Here is a 22,887-nt window from a genome sequence, read left to right on the forward strand (position 1 = left end):
ACCAATATAAATCACTTGCAGACATAAAAAGAAAATGAGCCCGGTATAATTACCGGACTCATTTCATGAAACTGCCCAATACATATGATATCTGACCGTTTTGGGTCACTCCACTGGTGGAGCAGCCTCTATTTCATTAAAGCTTCGACACGGATACGAGAAGCTCGTTATCGCTTGAAACGACCACCACTTCAGGCGGTCCAGGTGGGTGCGGCATCCGGTTCGCGATCCACCACTCCCCCGTTGCGACAAAGGCCGAAGCAGTGAACGGGAGCGTTGCTTCCGCATCCAATCCTTGGTTGACTCCCTCCATCTCGATCTGCTTCGGAGTCAAGGTTTGCAGCTCATAGGTTGCAATCAAGCCATTATACTCTGCCGTGATAAGTACGGTTCCTTCCGAAATCGCCGTTACTACACCGCTAGCGCTGATCTCCGCTATACTTGGATCACTGCTTGTATAGATGACGTTTGTCTCTACCTTTTCACGGCTTCCATCACTATATACTGCGGTAGTCACTGTTTGATAACTCTCTCCTACGACCAGTGTAGAAATTCCTTCGAGCTCAAGCTCAATCAGGCTAACTGGCTCTTCTTCGTTGCCTGTTGATACCGATTGTAAAACAGGTCGTTTAGCAATATCGTCCCATCTCCAAATCGCGTTAAAATCCCACCCTAGCCTGTCTGTATAGGTGGATGGAGTCTTTATTTCAGTTTCAGATAGCCCCAATCCTTTAAGGGTTGTTAATGCTCCTTCAGCGACACCTTCCCGATCCACCATCATGCCGTCAAATGCATAATTATTTTCGAGCGTAGCGGTGTGCCCCGCAAGAACACGTCCCATCACCCGGTTTGCCATCGTTGGCGCCGTAACCGAAGGGCCCAGGGCAATGACATTTCTGACGACCGTATCATTGTATCCGTATCCAGTCACTCCGCCCGCATTGCTCGTAATCGCTCGAACTGTTCCTGACGCATACACGTTTTCTGTTAGGCTGCCCGAGTTCGTAATGCCGATTAGGCCGCCGGCCTGACTTACCTGAGCGGTTACATCCGCGGTTGAATAGCTGTTTCTTACGATACCATTGGAATAGCCTACTAGACCGCCCACTGTGCTGGAGCCTGTAATGGAGCCTGTTGAGAGACTATTCTCTATCTCGCCATTGTTCGTGTTGACGAGTATGCCAATTCTGCTCCCACCAGTGACGCTGGCATCGATCATGGCTATATTCTTAATCACTCCGCCATTGAGATGGAATAAGCCGCCGCTCGAAGAATTAAAGTTAACGATTTTCTTTCCGTTTCCATCCAAAACACCAGTGAACGAAATCACTTTAAAAAGCGACTCAGCCGGTTGTCCGGCGTAATCCAAATCATTATCCAAAATATACTTTTCTGCCGGGAAGCTTTCCATAACGCTCAGATCAGCAATGGACTTGATCCGGTAATAACCTGCTTCATTTCTTTCCAGTGGCACGACAGGCTCGCTAACCTTTTCAGGATTACCGCTCAATACCGGACGCTTTAAAGCATCATTCCACATCCATACCGACTCGAAATTCCAGTTCAGTCTATCGGTATACGTATGAGGGTCTTCAACCTGCTGCTGGGATAGCCCTAAACCCTTTCGGTTGTCAGCAGCGGCAACACTCTCGCCTTCTTTATCCACCATCATGCCGTCGAACGCATAATTATTTTCGAGCGTTGCTGTGTGCCCCGCAAGGACTCGTCCCATCACCCGGTTCGCCATCGTTGGCGTCACGACGGAAGGGTTAAGAGCAATCACGTTTCTGACAACCGTATCATTATATCCATAGCCGGTCACTCCGCCTGCGTTGCTTCTAAGCGCCTGGACGGCTCCGGATGCATACACGTTTTCCGTTAAGCTGCCTGCGCTTGTAATTCCGATCAGACCGCCAGCTTGGTTCAGCTGGGCCGTTACATCTGCCGTAGAATAGCTGTTTCTCACGATGCCATTGGAATAGCCCGCAAGACCACCCACGGTGCTGGAGCCTTGGATGGAGCCCGTGACATAACTATTCACTACCATTCCGTTGTTCGTATTAACGAGTATGCCGATATTACTTCCGCCAGTAACGCTTGCATTAACCATGGCTATGTTTTCAATCGTTCCGCCATTGAGATGAAATAAGCCGCCATTTTCTGATTTGAAATTGGTTAAGGATTTATTGTTTCCATCAAACGTGCCAAGGAATGGTGTCGCCTTGAATAAGGGCTCAAATAGCTTCCCTTCAAAATCAAGATCATTCGCCAGTATATAATTCTCATTTGGGAATTCGGATATCGTCTTTAATTCTTGAACCGAACGGATGATGTAGTACCCATCTTCATTCCGATCAAGCTTCGGTTTTGGAATATGATCTTCATTAATTTGTTCCAGACTACTTTGCAATAATGGTCGCTTGGCATCCTCATTCCAGATCCAGATTGAATCAAAATCCCAACCGAGGGTCTCCATGTAAAAAGATGGCTTCGTAAATACTTCTACGCCGACCCCCTGTCCTTTTTCATTGTTCGGATCAGCAATCGTAACATTCTCACTGCTCACAAACATATTTTCATCAGCGTAGTTATTGACTAAAGTTGCCGTCTCCCCAGCTAACACTCTGCCGACAATTCGATTCGATGCAGTACCTGTCACAATGGATGGATTTAATGCCATACTATTTCGAATGACCGTATTGTTATAGCCGTATCCGCTGATACCGCCAGCATTTGATTCTTCTGCTATTACGGCTCCGGTTGCATAGACCTGTTCTGTTGTACTCCCCCGGTTCGTAATCCCGATGACGCCGCCGGCTTGCTTACCTCGTGCATTGACTCGAGCTGTAGAATAACTATTTCTAACAATCCCGTTCGAGTAGCCCACAAGACCGCCAACTGTAGAATTGCCTCGAATGGATCCGGTGCTGTAGGCAAATTCCACGATCCCATCGTTCTGATCCACCAGGATCCCAACATTGCTCCGGCGAACATCAATGTCAGCAAGGATTCCTACATTTCGAATTGTTCCTTCATTAATAGCGAAGAGACCTGCGCCGCCTGAGGAGACCATAACACCTGTAATCGAATGCCCTTGCCCATAAAACGTACCCGTAAATGGGGTGCCATTCGCGCCAATGGCTTCAAAAAACATGCCTTTACCATCAATGTCCTGAGTTAAAATAAAATGTTTGTCCGGGAACTCGAGCATTTTATAGAGTCCACTGGCACTTTTGATTTGATAGGGATTGCCTTCCGAACCATCGCCCAGCATTCCTTCTTTAGCTATGAACGGTTCCGTTAACGGCTCTAGATCGATTGGATTATTAACCACTCTTACGATGATCGTATGTTCATCGCCAAATGAAAGAGAGGTATCAAATAAGATGATTTGTTCACGTCCGAGATGTTCTAGTGTTGCTTCTTGAACAACCGTTTCCAACAGCTGTTCACCTGTATGGTTACGCTTCTCCCCGATCACGGTAATACGTTCCAGAGAGCTCGGATAGTTCAGAACCCCTACGCCCTTTAGGACATTATTCTCTATAATTGCGCTTGTTAACTTCATATAATTCGCAGGTTGTTTAATCGTAAATGAATCAATTTCAACACCGTCGCTGTTATAAGCTTTCAACGTGAGAGACCGATCAGTAGATTCTAAAATAACACCCGTCTGCTTATTCTCATCATAAACAATATGATCCCAGTCAAATGATTTATTATCATAGAACGTTGGACCTGATGAACCGACGGTCACAAAAGTTGTGCCTAGATTCATCGCTTCTTCCGATATATCTTTTACACCGTTTCGTATGGTTGTCCGCTTGTAGACATGATCATGACCGCCAATGTACAGACTGACACCAAGCCGTTCAAATGCTTGAGACAATTTCACTCTCATCATGTTCATACCGGTCTCATCACCGGATTGACCGCCATAATAAGGATAATGCCCCATCACGATTTTCCACTTCTTGTCGGTTGCCCGCAAATCTTGCTCCAGCCATGACAGCTGCTTGTCAAAATCCAGCACGGAATTCAGAACTGCAATGTGCATATCGCCGTAATCAAACGAATAATTCGTTTCCCGGTAACTGCCTTCACCATTCTTTGGCAGGTTGAAAAACCCCGAGAACGGCACGAGCTTCCGCTCCGTCGCACGTTCACGGTCCCCGACAATGTGAGCAGAAATCAGACCCTTTTCGTTGTTGTAAATGTTGCTAAACACATCATCCCATGCATACATATTGCCGCCATTTTCGACCAAGTCTCCGACTTGAATCACCGTCTGTCCGTTTGAATTCTTTTCCCTCAGAACGTCCAGCATATTGTTAAAGAGCTGGAAGCTTTCCGGATTTCGATCCGGAACTTCAAGATCCCCCATCACATACATAACGGCTTCCTCTGAAGCTGGCGCGGTGCTAAAGCTATAATTGCTGCTCCAAGGTCCAGTCGGTGACATTCCATACCGATATTCATACTTAATCCCTAAGTCGAGATCTGTTATATTCGCTTCATGAGCTGCAAGCACGCGATAATTACTCTTGTCATACGTATCACCATAGGCGGCTTGAAAATAAGAGGCTTCTGCTTGTACTACTTTAGCATTGTCCCACGTCGCCACTGACTCTGGTTTATACTGAACATACGATGTTTCTAACGCCTTATCCGTCACCAAGTTTATTCCTACTTCATGTTCGTTTTCACCTACATTAACCATGGGCTGGAATTCATTTAAAACTTTATCGGCATCCAGCTTCTGTTGATCAACGAGTAACCGGATAAGTTCAACTCGCGTATTACCTTGAGCATCAGTGGCTACATACTTAATGAAATATTCTCCGTACATGTCGACCTTGAAATGCTGATTTGCTACGGCTACCTCTCCCTTGTCATTTAGAACGATGGCCTCAACCGATAAAGATTGACCGCCGTGATCCGTCGCAGAAGTGCCCAGCACTTCCACTTGATCCCCAAGCATAATCGTTTCGGGATATTGTCCATGAACCGTGATTTCAGGCGCATGCACAGTACCTCTCGTTTCATCACCAATCCATATTGGAGCACTTATAGCTTCTTCACCGTCTGCTTGGAAAGCTCTAACGAGGAAGTAGTCCCCATCTTCACTTGCTAAGGTTACTTCCTGTTTAAATTGATTGCTGGCAATGTTGCCATACTCCTTGACGATTTGACCGCTGTTTTTGTAAACAACGACTTTATCCAACACATCGTTAGCATCAGGGTCACTTATCTGTATCTTGAGATTAATTTTCTTTGTATTGGGCGGAAGAATCGCCCCCATCATCTGACCTTTGGCTGAAACCGCCATTTCTAAGTTGCGATCAAATGATACATAGGTGCGGCGGTTTCGCATCGCATCATAAAGACCTTCTCTAGTAAGCTTCTTTCCCCACATACCGGTCACATGGGGCTGAACCATTCCCCAATTCCCTTTGTGCTCGTCCCCGCCAAACACAGGCGAAACATGCCAGCCTCGATCTAATGCCTTGGTATAGACTGCAAAATCATTGGAGGATTTGTATTCGATCAGATTAAGGTTTCTGTCAACGTCTCGATTATAATGTTTAAATTCATTGAAACTCCAATTTCCTGACAAACGTGGATGATTAAACTGAGCAATCGCATTCGGATCTTGGGCAAGTCTTGCGTAAAAGGTGGGCAGATCATATTTGATGTCGCTCCAGCCCCAAGTGCCATCCGCACCTACTCCATGTGTTCTTGCAAACCATGGGGCATTAAATAAGTTGATATGACCCGATTCATCATACCAGGTCACTTCCGTACCCGGCAGCGTAATAAATTCGTAATCACGATTGTGAGCATCCGATTGTTCATGCAGCAGCTTGTATTCATCTGAATAAGAGTCTTGAACATTCGTAATGAAATCACTGCCCGTACTGATATCATAAGTCACGTCGTGTTCTGTCACTGCAAAAAAATCAAAATCTGTATTACTTTTCACAAAATTATAAGCATCATTAGGCAGCAATATCCCATCACTGAGTGAAGTATGAGAGTGCATGTGACCTTTGAACAGTGAAGCTCCTAAGTGCTTGGCTCTATCTTTTTTAGAAACATCAACTTCTTTCTCTGCAGACGCGAATACCAAGTTACCGTAACTAAGACTAACAACCCCCGCGATGATACAAGCCAGCACAATGAAAGGCAGTCTTCTTCTTTGGAACTTCACTCAAACCCTCTCCTTTTCGGCTTAAATGGTAATACAGGTGTCTGACTGATAAACAAACAGCCCTTAAACTAAAAAATGAAGTCTGAAGGCTGTTTCATATCATCTATCTTTGTTAATCACAGTCGCAATAATCGCTTAACGACAGGTGCTAGCGATTGTGCCATGCGCATAAATCCGAGGTCCGTTGGATGTGTTCCATCAACCGTACAATCATTGACGAAATCATCACCCAGCAGCTTAAAGCCGTCAACGAAATGGATATTGCGGTCTCCTTCTGTCCGCCTCTGTTCCACATTCTCGATCTGGATCAGCCTGCGGCGATCATTAAGCTCCCTCCTCTCCATATAGAACTGGTTTTCGGCAGTGCTAATCCTTGAGACTACTAATATAGGAACTTCGGGATGCCGATCTCTCAAGATCTGGATGAAGGCGGGCAGCGTTCGCGCGATGTTCCCCGCCTCGCCCGTATTCCCTTCATAATCGAGAATGAATAGAGCCGGATCATCGATTTCCGACATGATCCGCGCAAGCTCCGGCTCGCCCTTTCCACTTCCCGAGAAGCCAAGATTGACGAACTCAACCGGTATCATACGGCTGAGAATATTAGAGTAAGCCATTCCCGGCCGGGAGGCGCATCCCCCTTGCGTAATCGAAGTTCCATATATAATGACGGGCCTACTGCTTGCATAGGCGGGTGCTTCGCTTATGACCGCATCCTTATCCACACCGATCCACACCTCCTCTACTCCTTGGTAGAGCGGCAGGTTTAAGGTGACGGCCACCTCCTTTTTTGTATCCCACTGATAAAGCTGGGATTCATATTCACTTTCCGAAGGCTTGAATTTAGCCGTGGTGATAAAGCTCTGCTCTCCCGGTTCTCCAAGATAGCAGTCGACCCCGCACTGTCCTGTAGGCGGCATATGATACATATTGGCCGGTCCGGCAAGACGCACCCTTATGACCAGCCTTGAAGAATTGGTGCGAAAACGAACTTGTCCGCCTGCCGTACAATAAGCAAGCGTATCAACTGCGGGCGGCAATACAGCCCCGGAAGCCAATGGCAGACGTCTGTATATCCCATCCTGCTTAAGCCAAGGGAAACCCGCGATGTGAAAGGGCGCTTCAAGCGGAGAATGCCATCTCAACTGTTCGCTATTTTTTGTCTCCGGGTATAACGTTCCGCCCAGTTGATCCAGGTTTATCTCTTTCGATTGAACGGTCATCTATATCTACTTCCTCACTATATTTACTAGAATATGTTCCCTGTGTTTATTCCATTTGGAATACATATTTCCGAATTGCCTGAGCAACGCCGTCCTCATTGTTGGTAGCCGTCATCACATCCGCTATGGATTTGATATAATCTTCACCGTTGGCCATCGCCACACCGAGACCTGCTGCCTTCAATAGCTTCGCGTCATTGTCGCTGTCTCCCATCGCAATGACATCCGACATCGACAAGCCCAGCATCTGACAAACCTCTTGCACTCCGCTTTCCTTTGTAGTTCCTTTTACTGAAATCTCCATATTAGTAGGGGCTGAACGGGTAACCTCGAGCGTCCCCCAACGGAGCAGCTCTTCCTTAATTTCTGCAAGCTTCTGTTGCTCATGGCTGCCGATGCCGAATTTCATCCAATCCCGTTCGAACATCTCAGGCGTCCATTCCTTGTCGCCCGTCAAGCTTTCCACGCTGTAGCCCCAGTACCACTCGCCCCGCTCGGAAGCAATGGCGTGAATATTGCGGACCGTGTCCCGAGGGAGGAAGACTCGCTTCTTAAGCCTGCCCGGTCCCTCCCAAATTTCCGCCCCATTGAGCAGCACCATCGGGGAATCGAGCCCCAGCTCATCCCAAAGACCCTGTGCAGTTTGCAAGCCTCTTCCGGTAGAGAACATCACTTTAACACCGTGATCTATTGCATATTGAAGCCACCTTTTGGTCTCTTGCGTAATCTGTTTTTCATCCGTCAGAAGAGTCCCATCCAGATCCAATGCAATCAGCTTATATTTCGCCTTTACCTGCTGCACCATATTCATCCCTTCACCGCTCCCATCGTCGCGCCTTCCATGAGAAGTTTTTGGAATAAGATATAAATAATAATGGACGGTACCATCGCAATGGTTACACCGGCAAACAAAGTTACCCAATCGGCAGTAAACTCCATTTGCTTATTCGCAGAATACATTTGCACCGCAATAGGATATTTCTTTGGATCGCTCAAATAGATGAACGGCGCTAAGAAATTGTTATAGAACCCTAGGAACTTGAATACGCCAACGGTTACAATCCCTGGTGTGGACAAAGGTACAATAACACGCCAAAACTTTTGGAATAGTGTCGCACCGTCCATCGTTGCGCTCTCCTCAAGCTCCATCGGCAGAGAGCTCATAAATCCTCCGAGCAGCATAAGGTAGAACACGCTTTCACCCAAACTGGACAGGAGAATTAATCCCGTCAAGCTATTGGTCAGACTCAATTCCCGCATAATGACATACTGGGGTACAAGCGCATTGATGCCTGGAAGAAACAGAGACAACATAATCAAACCCCAGATCAGTTTTCTACCTTTGAACTGCATTCGAGTTAGCGCATAGGCGTTAATTGTCGTAAAGAAAATTCCAAGCACCAGACTTCCGCCAACATAATAAAGGGTATTTAAGAGTGATTGCCCAAAACCGTATTGATTCCAAGCCTTCGAATAATTCTGCCATCTGAGTTCCGAAGGCAGCGCCCATATATCTTTAAAAAACTCAGGGTTGCTCTTCAGCGATTCATAAATAACCCAGATTAAAGGAAATATTATAGTCAGCGACCAGGCATACAGCACCACACGCCACACAATGTCCATTAACGTTCGTTTTTCCTTCAACGGTATCCCTCCGAACCTTCATATGGAAACTAATACTCGTAGCCTTTGTTCGGCACAAATTTATCGATTAACAGCTTGGCTGTTACTAAGATAACGAACAGAATCATACCGACTGCGGAAGCGTAGCCATAATTCCGATATTCTATGCCAAAGGCTAAGTTAAACATGTAGAGGCCAATAACATCCGTCGACCCGTATGGGCCCCCATTTGTCATAATGAGGATGATTTCGAAGCCCTTCATTGTGCCAACGACGAGGAACAAAGCGCTGACGCGGATAATTGGCGTAACGAGCGGCATTGTAATTTTAAACAAGCGTGTCATATGTCCGGCTCCTTCAAGAATCGCCGCCTCGTACAATGACTTGGGAATCCCCAGCATCGCATTAGCAAAGATAATGACATACAAGCCGACGCCGCCCCAAACCCATGCTGGAATAATGGATACAAGTGCCGTGCTTTCATTGCCCAGCCAATAGAAATTCCCGGTATCAATTCCGATGAACTTAAGGATCCCATTCAGCAAACCGTACGATCCGTCATAAATGAAAGCCCAGAGTAGAGCGACTACGACCGTAGATAAAACATTCGGGAAGAAAAACAATACCTTCAAAAATTTATTTTCTTTATACGTTTTATTGGTAATTAAATAGGCAAGAAGCAAGGAGATGATAATAACAAAGAAAGGCACTGTTATCATAAAAATCAAGTTGTGGGTAAGCGCGCGCCACACATACTTATCTTGGAATGCAGTGGCGAAATTGGACAGCCCGACAAACGTGGCATCCGTAAACCCGTCCCAATTGAGCAGCGCATAATAAACGGATAAAATGTTCGGAAACAACGTAAAAAGCAAATAGCCGCCAAAGGGAGGTACGATGGCTATGATCAGAAATATCCACTTCTGCGTATTCGCTTTATCTAGCCCCAAACGCTTGCGCACTGGGGCTTTTGGTGTCGTCACAATGGTTGAATCTGACACGAGAGGTCAACTCCTATCTTACTAGCGTTTATAAAAGGGCTGTTCAAAAAGCCGTCTTTTGATCACGAAGTGAGTCAAGAACAGTGTGAAAGCTAGGTTCACAGAAGTTAAAACGGAAGAGCGGAGATGAATCTTCCCCGCTCCAACATGTCTTATTATTTCTTTTCAGCCTCTACAGCTTTCTTCAGCAGCTCTTCAGCTTGCTCCAGAATCGGTTTCGGATCCTGCATGCCCATAGCAAATTTCACAATATTCTCATTCATTAATTTTTCGGCTTGAGCAAGATTCGGATCGGAAATGTTGATAGACCGACTTGCTTTAAAAGTCTGAGCCTTATTATCTGCTATGTACTTCAGAACAGATTGAGCAGAGCTCGAAAGGTTAGCCGCTCTGGAAGGATCCTCCATTAAATCCTTGCGCATTGGCAAAGCACCTGCTTTTTCGGCAGCAAATTGTTGATTTTCAAGCGTAACCAGCCATGCGATCAATTCTTTAGCCCACTTTTTGTTCAGTTCCGGCTTAGCTGCCCAGATATAATTGAAGTTTGAAGTTCCGCTTCGAATCCAAAGCGTTTGATCCGTGTTATCTCTGAAAGGAACCGCCATGAAGCCCCAGTCGAAATCCGCAGGCGTTGCTTCCTTCATCTCATTCTCGACATGTGTCCCTGTGGATACCATCGCGGCTTGCCCCTGAATAACCTGCATTTGCGATTGCGTATGGTTCAGTGCCGGAAGTCCTTCTGCAAAATATCCTAGCTTGCCAAGCTCATAGAAGCGCGTCCAGGTTTCAACCGTCTCTGGATTTGTGTATTGCGGCAGACCATAAGTTCTATAATTTTCGATGAATTCATCGACATGGCCATTGATATCAGCCAGCTCAAAATTTTTGGCTGTTCCGAAAGCCCAGTTATGGTAGCTTGGATGAATGCCCGGGAACGTAATGGGAGCAATCCCGTCCGCTTTAATGTCTGCTAGTAGTGTTTTAAATTCGTCCCATGTGTTCGGGTTTTGGTTCCAGCCATGCTCTTCGAATAGCTTTTTGTTAAAAAACAACCCGCCAAAGCTGCTCGCCGTAGTAAATTCATATCGTTTCCCATTGATCAGCGGCGTTGACTCGTACATGCCAGGCATCATAAGGTCCTTGACCTTTTTGTCCGGTACGTCTGGAAGAGGGAAGTCCCAAATGTCATCCATTGGTTCAAGCTTGCCGGCTTCAGCGAGCCCAACAATACCTCCAGACGGCTCTGTATTGAATAGATCAAACATGTCATTATCATTGCCTGCAGAGATTTTTGTAGAAAGAATCGTCTTCATATCAGCTGAAGCTGTGATGTCTATTTTGACATTTGGATACTTGGCTGTGAACGATTCAACCGCATAATCGAACCATTCCCGGCCATATCCTCCTACAAAGAAGCCTACCTTTAGCGTTACTTCCTCATTCTTCGGCAATCCATTCTCGTAAGTCTCAACTTCTGCAGATACACCCGGCTTATCCGAACCAGCAGGAGTTGTACTTGGGTTAGCCTCGTTCTTTCCGCTGTTTCCACCGCAACCAGCCAGCATGGTTAAAGATAATAACGCTGCAACACCCGTGCTCATGAATCGTTTCATTTTTCCGTTAAACATTATTTCGCCCCCCGTTAATTAATAAATAAATTGGATTAACTATTTAAGCATAACTATGATTTGTTAGTTACCTATCAAATCAGGGTTAATAATTTGTAAACAACTTCTGGCTTATAGCCTCTTAAGCCTCACCTCCAACAAATCTGTAAACGCTTTCATATTAATCACTTATCGGCTGCCTGTCAACCTTTTTATCAATTGTTTTGATCATTGATGATCCTCTTAATAATGGGGAGAGTTAACCGAAATGCCCGAATTTCTAACAATGTTAATTTGAGCTGGAACCCCACAACGCTTCTAAGGCTTCGATTAGCGCTGAAACCGCCTTTCATGCCAAGACGATGCATAATATACTTCGTGCGGCGGACATGAAATAAATTTGTTATGATCATAAAAGATTTTAGCTGGTACTGCTCCATCAATTGCTTGCTAAAGATTAAATTCTGAACGGTGTTGTGTGACTTGTCTTCTTTTAATATTCTTTTCGCCGGAACGCCCTTATCAACCAGATACTCCTTCATCAGCTCTGCCTCCGATTGGCGTGAACCAACTGCTCCCCCCGATACAATGATGTATTTGTGCCCAAACTGCTGAAATCGTTCGTATGCCTCATCCAGTCTTTCCTTAAGCAAAGGGTGTATTCGGCCGTCTTTGGTTACATAGCCAAGTACAATAAGTGCATCTGCTTTGCCAGGTTGTAATATAACTGCATGCAGCCAACATATGTAAGCCAGCACCGTCATCGCTGCTATTGCAATTATCCATCCGATCCATACCATTACTTACTCCTTTAGGCGTCATTTAGTTATATTTAATCAAATCAGTTTACAAATATAATATCCTTTTTTATTGCAATGTCAATACAATTCGCTGTGTTTTTGGATTAAAACTTTTCGTATTGATCTGTCTCATACCGTATAATACCGCCATCTATCGTCGTTTTTATGAAAATTTAAATGATATGCTCGTTGAATTAAACGAACTTGCAACTTTTATTCGCCTTGTATTAATGCTACACTTGAAGTAAATTATGTTCCTAATTTGTCAAATGTTTTGAATCTATATTATATAAAACGTTGTTGGAAAGAGGATGCATATTGTGAGTGATTCGGTTAAACAAACCAGCCATATGTTATTAAAATCAATTAATCAGCAGAAGGTTCTTTTTCTCATTTATTCAGAGGGGCCGATCTCTCGCGTAGAGCTTGCGGAAAAGACTGGCCTAAGCAGACAAACGGTAACCAATATCGTGAATCGCCTGTTGAAGGAAAAAATAATCGTGACAGGGGAGCTTATCGACTTGGAGGCAGGCAGCGGAAGGAAAAGAGTCGGCCTTCATATCAACAGCGGCCACTTTTACGCCATCGGTCTTGAGCTCGCCGGCAAATACATTCGTGGAAAAGTGTTCAATCTGCGTCAAGAAGCTGTCGCATCCGCAGAACGCACGAGCAACAAATATGGTTCTATAGATGTGCTGATGCAGCTGTTGCATGAAGTTATCGATGAGCTGCTCACCCAGGTGCCCAACACCTCCAAAGTTAAAGGGATCGGAATCAGTATGCAGGGCCTGGTCGATTCACAGCATGGCATCGTTCTACGGACACCCGGCATAGGCGTTCATCGCCTTCCACTCAAGCAGCTGCTTGAAGACAAATATAACATTCCAGTATATATCGAGAACGATGTCAATCTTCTCTCTGTCAACGAGAATATGAACGGCTGCTTGAAGGATTCCAATAACAATATCACAATCAAGTTTGATTATGGTACAGGCGGCGCGATCGTCCATGATAAACAAATTATTGCAGGATCAAGCTTTGTTGCAGGTGAATTCGGGCATTATAAAGGCTTCTATGGAGAAGATGCCTATCCATGCCATTGCGGCAGATCCGGATGCTTAACGACGCTGGCTTCCAGCAGCGGACTTAGCGTTTCCATCAAATGCACACTAGAGGAGTTCGCAGAAGGCATAAGAACTGGAGATCCCAAGTTCCTTAGTTTATACGAAAAAATCGTTGATGGTATCGCGACCGCCGTTACCAATATCATTACATTCATAAATCCAGACAGTCTGCTTATAACGGGCCGAGTTATTCATACCATCAGTCCTGAAATGTTCAACGAGATTAGAGCCAGGGTGATGCACCAGCTGCCTGTGACAGTTAATAACGTACAATTGATCTACCTTGATAACAAACCGGATGAAACAAAGCTTGCTGCCGGGTTGGTTATTAAACGTGCATTTGAAATACCGCTGGATACTTTATCTCTTTAATTGACCCCGCTTTTTGATGTCATTCTTAAGATGGATAAGTCGATCGTACTCAATAAACAGAACTCTCCAGACTCGGAGAGTTCTTTCTTGCGAGGTTGAACCCGAAGGTTTCATTTCCCTTATTATCCAACCGCGAAATTATCCCGTATACTTGTTGCTTCGCAAGAATTACCTCAATCCGCTCAAACAATGCTCTAACTTTTGGGCTACTTTAACAATTATCCCTCTTCTTAAAGCCACTAATGTTTTTATCAAAGTAAAGAGATAAGAAGCAAATATTTTTTTGATCATTCAGTCCGAATATACTTGACCATTCAGTCCGGAAAGTGATATAGTGGGTCTAGACCTACCACTAATTGGATAAGGCACCCACTCTTCCAAGAAAGCGAGGCAACTGAAATGAGTACATTGTCTTACGAGCAAGCTGAACAGCTCATTCAACTTTTCGCAGACCGTTATATTCGTAAGGACTACGCTGCATTTTTCAATTTGTTTACTGACGATGTCGTCTTCGAATTTCCTTATGCCCAGGAGCCCAATCCTAAACGTCTGGACGGGAAAGCGGCGCTGCAGCAGTATCTGGAGAATTTGGGAAAGGTGCTTGAAATAACCTCATTCACAGAACCAGTCATTCATATAGCCGCTGACGCTCCCGTGTTCTTTGCTCAGTTCGGAGCGAGCGGCAGAAATTTATCCACAGGAAGAGCTTATGAACAAAGCTATATATCCGTAATCAAAGTTCAAGATGGCAGGATTGCCCACTATCAGGACTACTGGAATCCATTGGCACTAACTTGATACAGAACATAAATGAGAACTGAAGGAGATAACCGTATGCATAATGAATCATCCACTCGTATTCTACTCACCGGAGGACAGGGCAAGACGTCCTCCCGCATTGCACAGCTGCTGCACGGTCAGGGTTATCTGATTCGCAGAGCCGGACGCAGTATGCCGAGGCCCGGGGAGGAACAAATCGGTGAACACGTCCCATTCGATTGGTTCGATGACTCTAACCATGTTGATCTCCTGAAAGACGTACAGGCCGTATATCTGGTTGCACCTGCAAGTATGCATCCTGAAGAAGTCATGATTCCTTTTATCCGCAGAGCGCTGGATGCCTCGGTTAGGCGATTCGTTCTGTTATCCAGTGCCTCGATTCCGGAAGATGGCCCCGTTTTCGGAGCCGTTCACCGTTACCTGCGTGAGCATGCCCCCGAATGGGCCGTACTGCGCCCTTCCTATTTCATGCAGAACTTCACGGATGCCGGACATGGGCACGGGCATTCCTTGCGCCACAGCGGACACATCTATACTGCAGCCGGAGACGGCAAGGTAGGTTTCGTCGACGCAGATGATATTGCAGCTGTTGGCTTTCATGCCCTGACCGACAAGGAACCCCATAACCGGGAGCTTATCATCACTGGACCAGAATCCCTCACTTATGACGATGTGGCCGAGGTGATCCGCCGCGTTACCGGCCTGAACGCCAAGCATATCCATATCACACCAGAGGAACTCACTGAGAGGCATAAGGCCGCCGGCTTGCCGGGGAGCTATGCCGAATACTTGGCCGGACTGGATGTCCGCATTCGTCTCGAAGGATTGGAGGATCAGGTAACGGACACGGTATTTCGTGTAACCGGGCGAGAACCGCGTTCTCTGGAGCAGTTCATCTCGGAGCATAAGACCTCGTTTCCATCTAATTAACCAAAAGGTACCTTAAGATAAAAGGCTCTCCTGTCATCACCATTTCGGATGACCCAAGGAGAGTGTTATTTACGAACAAGGCGTTTCCGGAGCGTAAAACGTGACACTTTAACATCTATAGAGAGAAATCAAAAAGGCACCCCATCAGGTGCCTTTCTTCTTTGGCGTATCTTTATTCAATTCGCTTTATTACGTAAAATACTCAATTTTTGAATTAGGGAAATAAGTATGGATATACCTGCCTAGCGTATCTTTAATATCCTCCTGCTCTTGATCAGTGTACACGTATTTTCCAATCCCATACCGCCCCCACTTCCACTTTCTCTTCGTTTCATCAAGTTCCAGCTTCGTCATCGGATAGTTTTTCTGTATGACATTCTTCGCTGGTTTAGTAAAGCGATGCTGAATCAGCTCAAAGGTCAAATCCTTTTTAGAAGAATGGGTAAGTGCGGATTCTAATTTCTCGAACATATCCTTGTAGCCCTCTTTCCATCCATCATGCAAATATATAGGGGCAATAATGAAACCTAATGGATATCCTGCCTCCCCAACTTTTCTGGCAGCTTCGATCCTCTCTGCCTGTCTGGATGTACCTGGTTCAAAATTTTTAATAATATAATCGTCATTCATACTAAATCGAAAGCGAGTCCGCCCATTATGCTTGGCATCAAGTAAATGATCAATATGAGCAAACTTGGTTACGAAGCGTAGTTGTCCCAAGTCAGACTTACCAAAGTATTCGATAGCCTTCTTGAGTGTATGGGTTAAGTGATCAATACCCGCGATATCCGATGTACATGATGCTTCAAACCTTGTAATCTCAGGGGCTCGCTCTTTCATATATTGGTCCGCAGCTTCAAAGATGTCGTCAATATTGACATAAGTCCGGATGTACGGCTTACTTCCCATCGTCGTTTGTAAATAACAATAATGACAATGGCCCATGCACCCTGTTGCAAACGGAATAGCAAACTCTGCCGAAGGCTTTGAAGTGTCGAATTTTAAAGTTTTCCTAACCCCGACAACTAACGTTGACTTTGCTATTCGATATTTTTGAAAATCATTGTCTCCAGGCAGGTTCCGAATTTGATTATGTGAGGTTGTCTCACGGATTTCGATGCCCATTTTTTCAAATTTAGATATTAATTCTTTTCCCAACGGATAATCCAATGCCCTTGGCTCTACATATACGAGTTGAGGCACAAATGGCTTAACCATAATACGCCCCCATATCGGATAAACCGAATGCCTCTCTATAGGCGTGCTCAGCTTCACTTGCTGTTGGGTACACCGCAATCTCATCGTTCAATGGGTAATACGTCTCATAAATAAACAGCGCATAATTTCCCGGCGAATCAGGATCATTCACTACGGCAGCTTCCTGGACATTTGCGACACCCTGAACATGCGGGTTACGAATGATTACATACACAATCTGTCCCGGTTGATATTCATTCATCACATCATTGACCCCTATCCTAGATGTTTCGGTTAGTATCACACAAAACAATCTGGAATATGCCGACATGTAAGGAGATCTGATACTGGGGGCATATAAGGGGAATCAACCCGGCTTTCTCTCTCCCAGCCACACTGTCCTTGCTTCTTTACCAATTCCAGATGTATCTCATTTCCCTAAATCCGACATCCCATATTCTCAACACTCAAATTAACAATTCGACATGCCTGATTTCAGCTCACCGCTGCCTGAAACGGCATATGCACGCATGGAAACTAACTGTTGACTTAAACCATGGTTTAAGTCGTATCCTATTCTTGTCGACATTGAAATGTAAGATTTGGGGGCCTTCAAATGAAGTATTGTTCCATTAGCGAAGTTTCAGCCAAATTCAATATTCCAGAATCAACATTGCGTTATTACGAAAAAAAAGGACTGCTGCCACGAATTGAGCGTGATGAAGCAGGCAGGCGGTTATTTTCAGAAGTCCAAATGGCGCTCCTTCAAACCGTAATTTGCTTAAAAAATACTCGCATGCCAATAAGGGAAATTAAGCAGTACATGGATTGGATCCAAGAAGGAGACGCCACAATTGAACGCCGACTTGAAATGATGACAAAACACAAACAGAAGGTGCTGGATGAGATTTCGTTAATGACAGACTCCTTGCAAGGTATTGATGAAAAAATAAAGCGCTATACAAATCGAATCAGGGAGGAACGATCATGAATCTTTCAGGGAATACAATTCTCATTACAGGTGGAAGTGCTGGAATCGGATTAGCCTTTGCAGAAAGGTTCATAAAGGCTGGAAATAAAGTCATCGTTACTGGACGGCGGGAAAATGCACTTCAACATGCGAAAGAAAAACTTCCAAGCCTGATAACTCGTGTAAGCGATTTGAATAAGGAATCCGAGCGTGCAGCATTATTTGACTGGGTAACAGGAAACTATCCGGAAGCAAATGTGTTGGTTAATAATGCAGGGATCCAACAACGTTTTAACGTGTTGAAAGCAGATGCGACGAATAATTGGAGCTATTTCAACAAAGAAATCATAACGAACCTTGAAGCACCGCTCCATCTCTCTATGCTGTTTGCTCCGTTTTTTGCAGCAAAAGAATCGGCGACCATTATTAACGTAACATCAGGGTTAGCTTTTACACCGTTTGCGATGGCTCCGATTTATTCAGCAACGAAAGCGGCACTTCATTCGTTTACGATGAGTCTAAGGCATCAGCTGTCCGATACGTCTGTCGAAGTTATCGAAGTCGCTCCTCCGGCAGTAAATACAGATTTAGGCGGTGCGGGATTGCATACGCATGGCGAGCCATTAGAAGCCTTCGCGGATGGAATCTTCAACGAATTAGCAAAAGGCAAAATGGAAATTGGATATGGTTCTTCTGTGGCCCGCTTGCGCATGTCACGAGATGAAATCGACAAATACACAGAAAATATGTACAAGGCAACGAAAAACACCGTTGAATAACAGCTTGTATAAAAAAAGCACTGCCATGACGCAGGCCCCGATCAGCCAATCTACAGTTGCTACGACTTCAAATTGGCATATAAGGAAAAACTCGCTTCCATAATGGATGCCCTCTTTAAATAACAAAAAAGCAGCATTATTGAACGCCAAAAAAACTTGCCTTACTTACGATACGGTTCACAGTATCATAAGTAAGGCAAATTTCTTTTCCACTCGCATCTCATCTCCACGTACCCGTCATTAAGCTCAGCGGTCAGCCGCCCGTTCATCTTTAACATGAGACTACGGGCGATGGTTAAACCCAAGCCTGTTCTTCGACTTGATCTGGATCGATCCGCTGTGTAGAAGCGGTCAAACAGCCTGTCTAAGTCTTGCTCGCTCAAGTTATTTGCTTCATTCCTGAAGATGAGCACGATGTTCCCGCCTGCTTCTTTCAAGCTAATCGCTACATCGCCTGTCGCATGCCGGAGCACATTGCTGATTAGGTTTTCGATTACACGTTTAACCGCTGACGGATCCGCGTTGGCAATCAGCACTTCATCCGTTATTTGCAGGTCCGGTTCCAGATGTCGCTCGTTAAATTGATCATAAAATCCGGTCAGCACTTCCCACAACAATGCATTCATGTGTACCGGTTCAAGCTTAAGTTCATAATCAGCAGATTGCACGAGAGGCAATTCGAAGAATTCCTGAAGTAATAGGTGTAAGCGATCGGCAGTTGCTCTGATGGTGGATAAATACTCCTGCCTTTTCTCTTCTGTAACCGAACTAGCCCCCAATAATTTGGTATATCCGATTATAGCCGTTAGCGGCGTCCTCAAATCATGAGACATATTAGCGATCGCTTGTCTCAATTCGCGATCACTGCGTATTCGCTCCCTGTTCGATTGGACCGCCAGATCCATCAATTGATTAATATTTCCGGCAAGCCCTTCGATATCTTTGTCCAGTAAAGCAATATCAACCTTCTTCCCGCTTAAGCCTTTATGAAAGCGTTCGACCTGGCTGGATAAGCGTCTCATCTCCTTCTTGACCATCACAAGGCGAAAGAGAAAAATGAACATAAACAGAACTGCAGCGATCGCTATATAGATCATTTTTCCTCTCCCTTACTATCTTATTATTTAATCTCTTTCCTCTTAAACACCAGAATCCCGAAGAACACCAAAATTAGAAGGCTGCTGAATCCAACCAACAAAGACTGGATCACATCGGCGTATGTCATCCGGATTCGGAAGGAGTCGATAAGATGATGGAATATCGAATAGCGATACATCGCTTCCAGAACCCCTGGCAACGGTCTTAGAACTTCTGCTACGGAGATGAACAATGCAATTACGATCGAAATAATAATGGTTTTCCCGCTATCTTCCGCAAGCACCGCGATCAGCATCAATAAGGCAACTAGGGCCAGCATATGAATGAGGAGCAAGCCTACTGCTCTTGCCAAATAGCCCAAGGCCGACGGGTCTGTCATTTCTCCGAATCCGAATAATACCTTCCCGCCTATGATTACAATGAACGGACATACACCAGCTAGAACCATGGAACCGAGTGCCAAGACGATAAACTTAGCTAAAAAGATATGACTTCGGCGGTTTCCGCTCATGACAATGTTCTTGGCGACTCCTATTGTAAAGTCATTCGCCACAAAAAATCCGGCAAACGTACACAAGAATAGCATGAAGTAGAATGGGGCTGTAGCAAGTGCAAGCGAAGAGAACATTTCCAGACCAGCGCCCATAAACATATTATCCATCTTCCACCATCCGATGGTAATTAGAACGTGCAGGAGAGCAAAAACAACCGTTACAATGATCATTAGTGTCCAAAACATCCTATTTTTGCCGAGTTTGAACAGCTCCATGCGCAATAAATTAATCATGGAATCCGCCCCCAACCCGTTTAGTAAAATAGCTTTCCAAGTCATCCCCGTCTGGCGCAAAATATTCAATGACCAGACCGCTGCTTGTCAAAGCCATAGATACCCTTCTGACATCATGATAGAGGCTGTAAAGCTTGATCGTACCGTCCTGCAAAACTTCATAATCCTGGGTGCCCAGTTCCATCTCGAGAACAGTTGCGGCCTTGCTTGGATCATCAACTCGGATGCGTAGATGCTGCTTGCACTTCTCATTTAACTGTTCATGGGTCATTTGCTCCAACAGTCTGCCTTCATGGATAATGCCGTACTTCGTTGCCATCTGATGAAGCTCGCTCAAAATATGGCTGGAGATCAGAATCGTTAATTCCAACTCGCGATTCAGCTCCTTGACCAGTTCTCTAAGTTCCACGATGCCTCCAGGGTCAAGGCCATTCGTCGGTTCGTCGAGTATAAGCAGCTCCGGGTCGCCCAGCAAGGCGATTGCCAAGCCCAAGCGCTGCTTCATGCCGAGTGAGAAGTTCTTCGCCTTCTTCTTCCCCGTATCCTGTAGTCCGACGAGGGCAAGCGCTTTCGATATGCATGCCTTACCCGGGATGCCCCGGAGCAGCCGATGGACTTCAAGATTATCGCGGGCCGTCATATCAGGATATAACGCAGGGCTTTCAATAATCGCCCCTACGCGCTTCCGGGCTTCAATCAACCCCGCCTCGCTGCTTTCTCCAAACAAACGGACAGATCCGCTCGTTGGCCGGGCCATGGCAGTCACGATACGCAGCAACGTACTTTTTCCTGCTCCGTTCTGCCCGATAAAGCCGTATATATCTCCCTTTTCCACGACCAAGTTGACATGCTCCAGGGCGGTCTGTTCCTTGTATTTCTTCGTCAAATCGATGGTTGCCAGAACAGTCTGTCCCACTAGGATCTGCCTCCTTTAAGCCGATAATAAATTCTCTTTCCCGTCATGAACACCGCACATAAGAAGATGATCGATAACAGGATCGCCAAAGCCGGCCATAGTCGAAACACATCCAAGGTCGTCGAGCTATTGTCCTGCAGCTCCGGAACAACAAACATTAACCATCCTATTCCCGCAATAGGAATCAATTGAGGGATTAACCGCAGATAGTAACGCACAGCGGAATGGTGCTGGCGCTGATCAGACCACTTTTTACTGCGCAGGATTCCCCTGATCCCAAAGCTTGCATACAACAAAGTAAGAAATCCAAGCGATAAATCAATGATGGTAGGCACAGGTGCCTTTATCGCAGGTGCTTGTCCCTCGGTCAGCTGAATAATCCCTGAGCTCATCTCGTATGCATGCTCGAAGGTCGTTGTGAAGCTGTTAAGGATTACAGCTATGGCATAACCGCTGCTTAGTACGATGCTTTGTTGAGCTTGATAGCTTGATAATGCTCCACTATGCTGTATTCGTTGCGGCGCAACACCCGAAGAACTAAGCGACCAGCCTAGACCGTAATGCTCACTACCAGGCTGCGGGGAATAAGATTCCTCCAATAAGGATGAAGACAATAGTCTAACTCCTGATGGGCTTACCCCATCATCGGTATGCATGGAGAGCCATTTTCCCATATCTGCTGCTGTAGTAACGATTCCCCCTGCTCCACTGAACATGATCTCCATCTCTGATATTGGAATTGCTGTACCGTAGGCCGTCACATGCCCGCGAGGCAACCCTGGAATCGCAACCCTAGAGTTCACAGGCGAGAGCGAGTCGTCCATACCGAGTGGGGAAAACACCTTTGTGTCAAGATACGCAGCGAACTCCATGCCGCTTACGTTCTCCACCAGCCATGCCAAGATCCAATAGTTCGCATTGCTATAGAAATGCCTCTCCCCGGGGTTGGATTGAAGCTTCCAGGAGTGAAGACGACTAACGCCTTGTTCCAAGGTATCCGCCTTAGGCACAATGGTTGGGTTGGGAATCCCGGATGTATGGCTAAGCAGATGGCGTATGGTCACTTGTCCGAATCTGTTATCATCCATCGTCAGCTTAGGCAAATGGCGGATGACCGGGTCATCCAGTTGAATGGCTCCTTCATCCACGAGCTGCAGTATTGCAAATGCGGTAAATGTTTTAGACACGGAACCAATTCTCATTAACGAGTGTTCCGTTATGGGACTGCCCTCGGAATCATGCCCATAGCCTTGCGCATGGATGATCTCGCCATCCTTAACGATAACAATCGAAGCACCAGGCAGTCCATTCCGTCCCAAATAACGTTCAATATAGTCGTCTACCGTTTCCTTGTCGAGTACAGGCGCAGCGGCAAGGGTTGGTTGAGGAAGATAAAAAAACGGGGACAGAAGTGCTATTGTTATTACTATGAGTAGAAATTTTCTCATGTTACACTCTCCTATTTCAGC

Annotated in this window: 18 protein-coding genes; 5 read left to right on the plus strand and 13 right to left on the minus strand. The window is 45.6% G+C overall.

Annotated elements, in window-relative coordinates; all coding sequences use genetic code 11:
* Positions 1-136: 136 nt before the first annotated feature.
* The 7 genes from NST08_RS29090 to NST08_RS29120 form a co-directional block, all read right to left on the minus strand.
* Positions 137-6,211 carry a CehA/McbA family metallohydrolase gene (locus NST08_RS29090; RefSeq protein WP_341342589.1) on the minus strand — a complete coding sequence of 2,025 codons (6,075 nt, stop codon included), beginning with the start codon at positions 6,209-6,211 and terminating at the stop codon, positions 137-139.
* Positions 6,212-6,327: 116 nt separating this feature from the next.
* On the minus strand, positions 6,328-7,434 hold the full coding sequence (locus tag NST08_RS29095; RefSeq protein ID WP_007129145.1) for an SGNH/GDSL hydrolase family protein: 1,107 nt from the start codon (positions 7,432-7,434) through the stop codon (positions 6,328-6,330).
* Between the two features lie 46 nt (positions 7,435-7,480).
* Positions 7,481-8,245 carry a Cof-type HAD-IIB family hydrolase gene (locus NST08_RS29100; RefSeq protein ID WP_007129146.1) on the minus strand — a complete coding sequence of 255 codons (765 nt, stop codon included), beginning with the start codon at positions 8,243-8,245 and terminating at the stop codon, positions 7,481-7,483.
* The gene (locus tag NST08_RS29105) at positions 8,242-9,078 is read right to left on the minus strand and encodes a carbohydrate ABC transporter permease (protein ID WP_007129147.1); all 837 of its coding nucleotides are present in this window, start codon (positions 9,076-9,078) and stop codon (positions 8,242-8,244) included. Before NST08_RS29105 ends, NST08_RS29100 begins: the two co-directional genes overlap by 4 nt.
* Positions 9,079-9,107: 29 nt before the next feature.
* A complete protein-coding gene (locus tag NST08_RS29110) occupies positions 9,108-10,058 on the minus strand; it encodes a carbohydrate ABC transporter permease (protein ID WP_007129148.1) in 951 nt (316 codons plus the stop codon).
* Between the two features lie 155 nt (positions 10,059-10,213).
* Positions 10,214-11,686 carry an ABC transporter substrate-binding protein gene (locus tag NST08_RS29115; protein ID WP_007129149.1) on the minus strand — a complete coding sequence of 491 codons (1,473 nt, stop codon included), beginning with the start codon at positions 11,684-11,686 and terminating at the stop codon, positions 10,214-10,216.
* Between the two features lie 194 nt (positions 11,687-11,880).
* Positions 11,881-12,465: a YdcF family protein gene (locus NST08_RS29120; RefSeq protein WP_007129150.1), complete on the minus strand. Its 585-nt coding sequence runs from the start codon at positions 12,463-12,465 to the stop codon at positions 11,881-11,883.
* Between the two features lie 311 nt (positions 12,466-12,776).
* Here NST08_RS29120 and NST08_RS29125 point away from each other — a divergent pair, with 311 nt between their 5' ends.
* From NST08_RS29125 to NST08_RS29135, 3 genes are all read left to right on the plus strand, one after another.
* Positions 12,777-13,961 (plus strand): ROK family transcriptional regulator, encoded by a 1,185-nt coding sequence (locus tag NST08_RS29125; protein ID WP_244152676.1) that lies wholly within the window; start codon positions 12,777-12,779, stop codon positions 13,959-13,961.
* 399 nt (positions 13,962-14,360) lie between these two features.
* Positions 14,361-14,759, plus strand: a complete 399-nt coding sequence (locus NST08_RS29130; RefSeq protein ID WP_007129152.1) for a nuclear transport factor 2 family protein — start codon at positions 14,361-14,363, stop codon at positions 14,757-14,759.
* Between the two features lie 36 nt (positions 14,760-14,795).
* A complete protein-coding gene (locus NST08_RS29135) occupies positions 14,796-15,671 on the plus strand; it encodes an NmrA family NAD(P)-binding protein (RefSeq protein ID WP_007129153.1) in 876 nt (291 codons plus the stop codon).
* Between the two features lie 189 nt (positions 15,672-15,860).
* On the opposite strand, the gene splB is transcribed toward NST08_RS29135, so the two are convergent.
* Positions 15,861-16,889 carry a spore photoproduct lyase gene (splB, locus tag NST08_RS29140; protein WP_251535880.1) on the minus strand — a complete coding sequence of 343 codons (1,029 nt, stop codon included), beginning with the start codon at positions 16,887-16,889 and terminating at the stop codon, positions 15,861-15,863.
* Positions 16,882-17,130 (minus strand): transcriptional regulator SplA domain-containing protein, encoded by a 249-nt coding sequence (locus NST08_RS29145; RefSeq protein ID WP_007129155.1) that lies wholly within the window; start codon positions 17,128-17,130, stop codon positions 16,882-16,884. Before NST08_RS29145 ends, splB begins: the two co-directional genes overlap by 8 nt.
* Before the next feature lie 354 nt (positions 17,131-17,484).
* Here NST08_RS29145 and NST08_RS29150 point away from each other — a divergent pair, with 354 nt between their 5' ends.
* Together NST08_RS29150 and NST08_RS29155 are read left to right on the plus strand one after the other, a co-directional pair.
* Positions 17,485-17,859, plus strand: a complete 375-nt coding sequence (locus NST08_RS29150; protein WP_007129156.1) for a MerR family transcriptional regulator — start codon at positions 17,485-17,487, stop codon at positions 17,857-17,859.
* Positions 17,856-18,617 (plus strand): SDR family oxidoreductase, encoded by a 762-nt coding sequence (locus NST08_RS29155; protein WP_341342590.1) that lies wholly within the window; start codon positions 17,856-17,858, stop codon positions 18,615-18,617. Before NST08_RS29150 ends, NST08_RS29155 begins: the two co-directional genes overlap by 4 nt.
* A 185-nt stretch (positions 18,618-18,802) precedes the next feature.
* Here the strand turns inward: NST08_RS29155 and NST08_RS29160 are convergent, their stop codons facing one another.
* Genes NST08_RS29160 through NST08_RS29175 form a run of 4 tightly spaced genes read right to left on the minus strand, consistent with a single transcriptional unit; the run spans position 18,803 to position 22,866 of the window.
* Positions 18,803-19,714, minus strand: a complete 912-nt coding sequence (locus NST08_RS29160) for a sensor histidine kinase (RefSeq protein WP_007129158.1) — start codon at positions 19,712-19,714, stop codon at positions 18,803-18,805.
* Between the two features lie 23 nt (positions 19,715-19,737).
* Complete coding sequence (locus NST08_RS29165; RefSeq protein WP_341342591.1) at positions 19,738-20,502, minus strand: ABC transporter permease; 765 nt, start codon at positions 20,500-20,502, stop codon at positions 19,738-19,740.
* Complete coding sequence (locus tag NST08_RS29170; RefSeq protein WP_007129160.1) at positions 20,495-21,418, minus strand: ABC transporter ATP-binding protein; 924 nt, start codon at positions 21,416-21,418, stop codon at positions 20,495-20,497. The genes NST08_RS29165 and NST08_RS29170 overlap by 8 nt, the downstream gene beginning before the upstream one ends.
* The gene (locus NST08_RS29175; protein ID WP_007129161.1) at positions 21,418-22,866 is read right to left on the minus strand and encodes a serine hydrolase domain-containing protein; all 1,449 of its coding nucleotides are present in this window, start codon (positions 22,864-22,866) and stop codon (positions 21,418-21,420) included. The genes NST08_RS29170 and NST08_RS29175 overlap by 1 nt, the downstream gene beginning before the upstream one ends.
* Positions 22,867-22,887 lie beyond the last annotated feature (21 nt).

It is taken from the genome of Paenibacillus sp. FSL K6-1566 (assembly GCF_038050475.1).
Lineage (GTDB): Bacteria > Bacillota > Bacilli > Paenibacillales > Paenibacillaceae > Paenibacillus_AQ > Paenibacillus_AQ lactis.

Bases quoted from the DNA above. Each gene is read 5' to 3' on its own strand.
- NST08_RS29095 (WP_007129145.1), bottom strand. From the start codon at position 7,434: ATGACCGTTCAATCGAAAGAGATAAACCTGGATCAACTGGGCGGAACG.
- NST08_RS29100 (WP_007129146.1), bottom strand. From the start codon at position 8,245: ATGAATATGGTGCAGCAGGTAAAGGCGAAATATAAGCTGATTGCATTG.
- NST08_RS29115 (WP_007129149.1), bottom strand. From the start codon at position 11,686: ATGTTTAACGGAAAAATGAAACGATTCATGAGCACGGGTGTTGCAGCG.
- NST08_RS29120 (WP_007129150.1), bottom strand. From the start codon at position 12,465: ATGGTATGGATCGGATGGATAATTGCAATAGCAGCGATGACGGTGCTG.
- NST08_RS29125 (WP_244152676.1), top strand. From the start codon at position 12,777: ATGCATATTGTGAGTGATTCGGTTAAACAAACCAGCCATATGTTATTA.
- NST08_RS29130 (WP_007129152.1), top strand. From the start codon at position 14,361: ATGAGTACATTGTCTTACGAGCAAGCTGAACAGCTCATTCAACTTTTC.
- NST08_RS29135 (WP_007129153.1), top strand. From the start codon at position 14,796: ATGCATAATGAATCATCCACTCGTATTCTACTCACCGGAGGACAGGGC.
- splB (WP_251535880.1), bottom strand. From the start codon at position 16,889: ATGGTTAAGCCATTTGTGCCTCAACTCGTATATGTAGAGCCAAGGGCA.
- NST08_RS29145 (WP_007129155.1), bottom strand. From the start codon at position 17,130: ATGAATGAATATCAACCGGGACAGATTGTGTATGTAATCATTCGTAAC.
- NST08_RS29150 (WP_007129156.1), top strand. From the start codon at position 17,485: ATGAAGTATTGTTCCATTAGCGAAGTTTCAGCCAAATTCAATATTCCA.
- NST08_RS29155 (WP_341342590.1), top strand. From the start codon at position 17,856: ATGAATCTTTCAGGGAATACAATTCTCATTACAGGTGGAAGTGCTGGA.
- NST08_RS29160 (WP_007129158.1), bottom strand. From the start codon at position 19,714: ATGATCTATATAGCGATCGCTGCAGTTCTGTTTATGTTCATTTTTCTC.
- NST08_RS29165 (WP_341342591.1), bottom strand. From the start codon at position 20,502: ATGATTAATTTATTGCGCATGGAGCTGTTCAAACTCGGCAAAAATAGG.
- NST08_RS29175 (WP_007129161.1), bottom strand. From the start codon at position 22,866: ATGAGAAAATTTCTACTCATAGTAATAACAATAGCACTTCTGTCCCCG.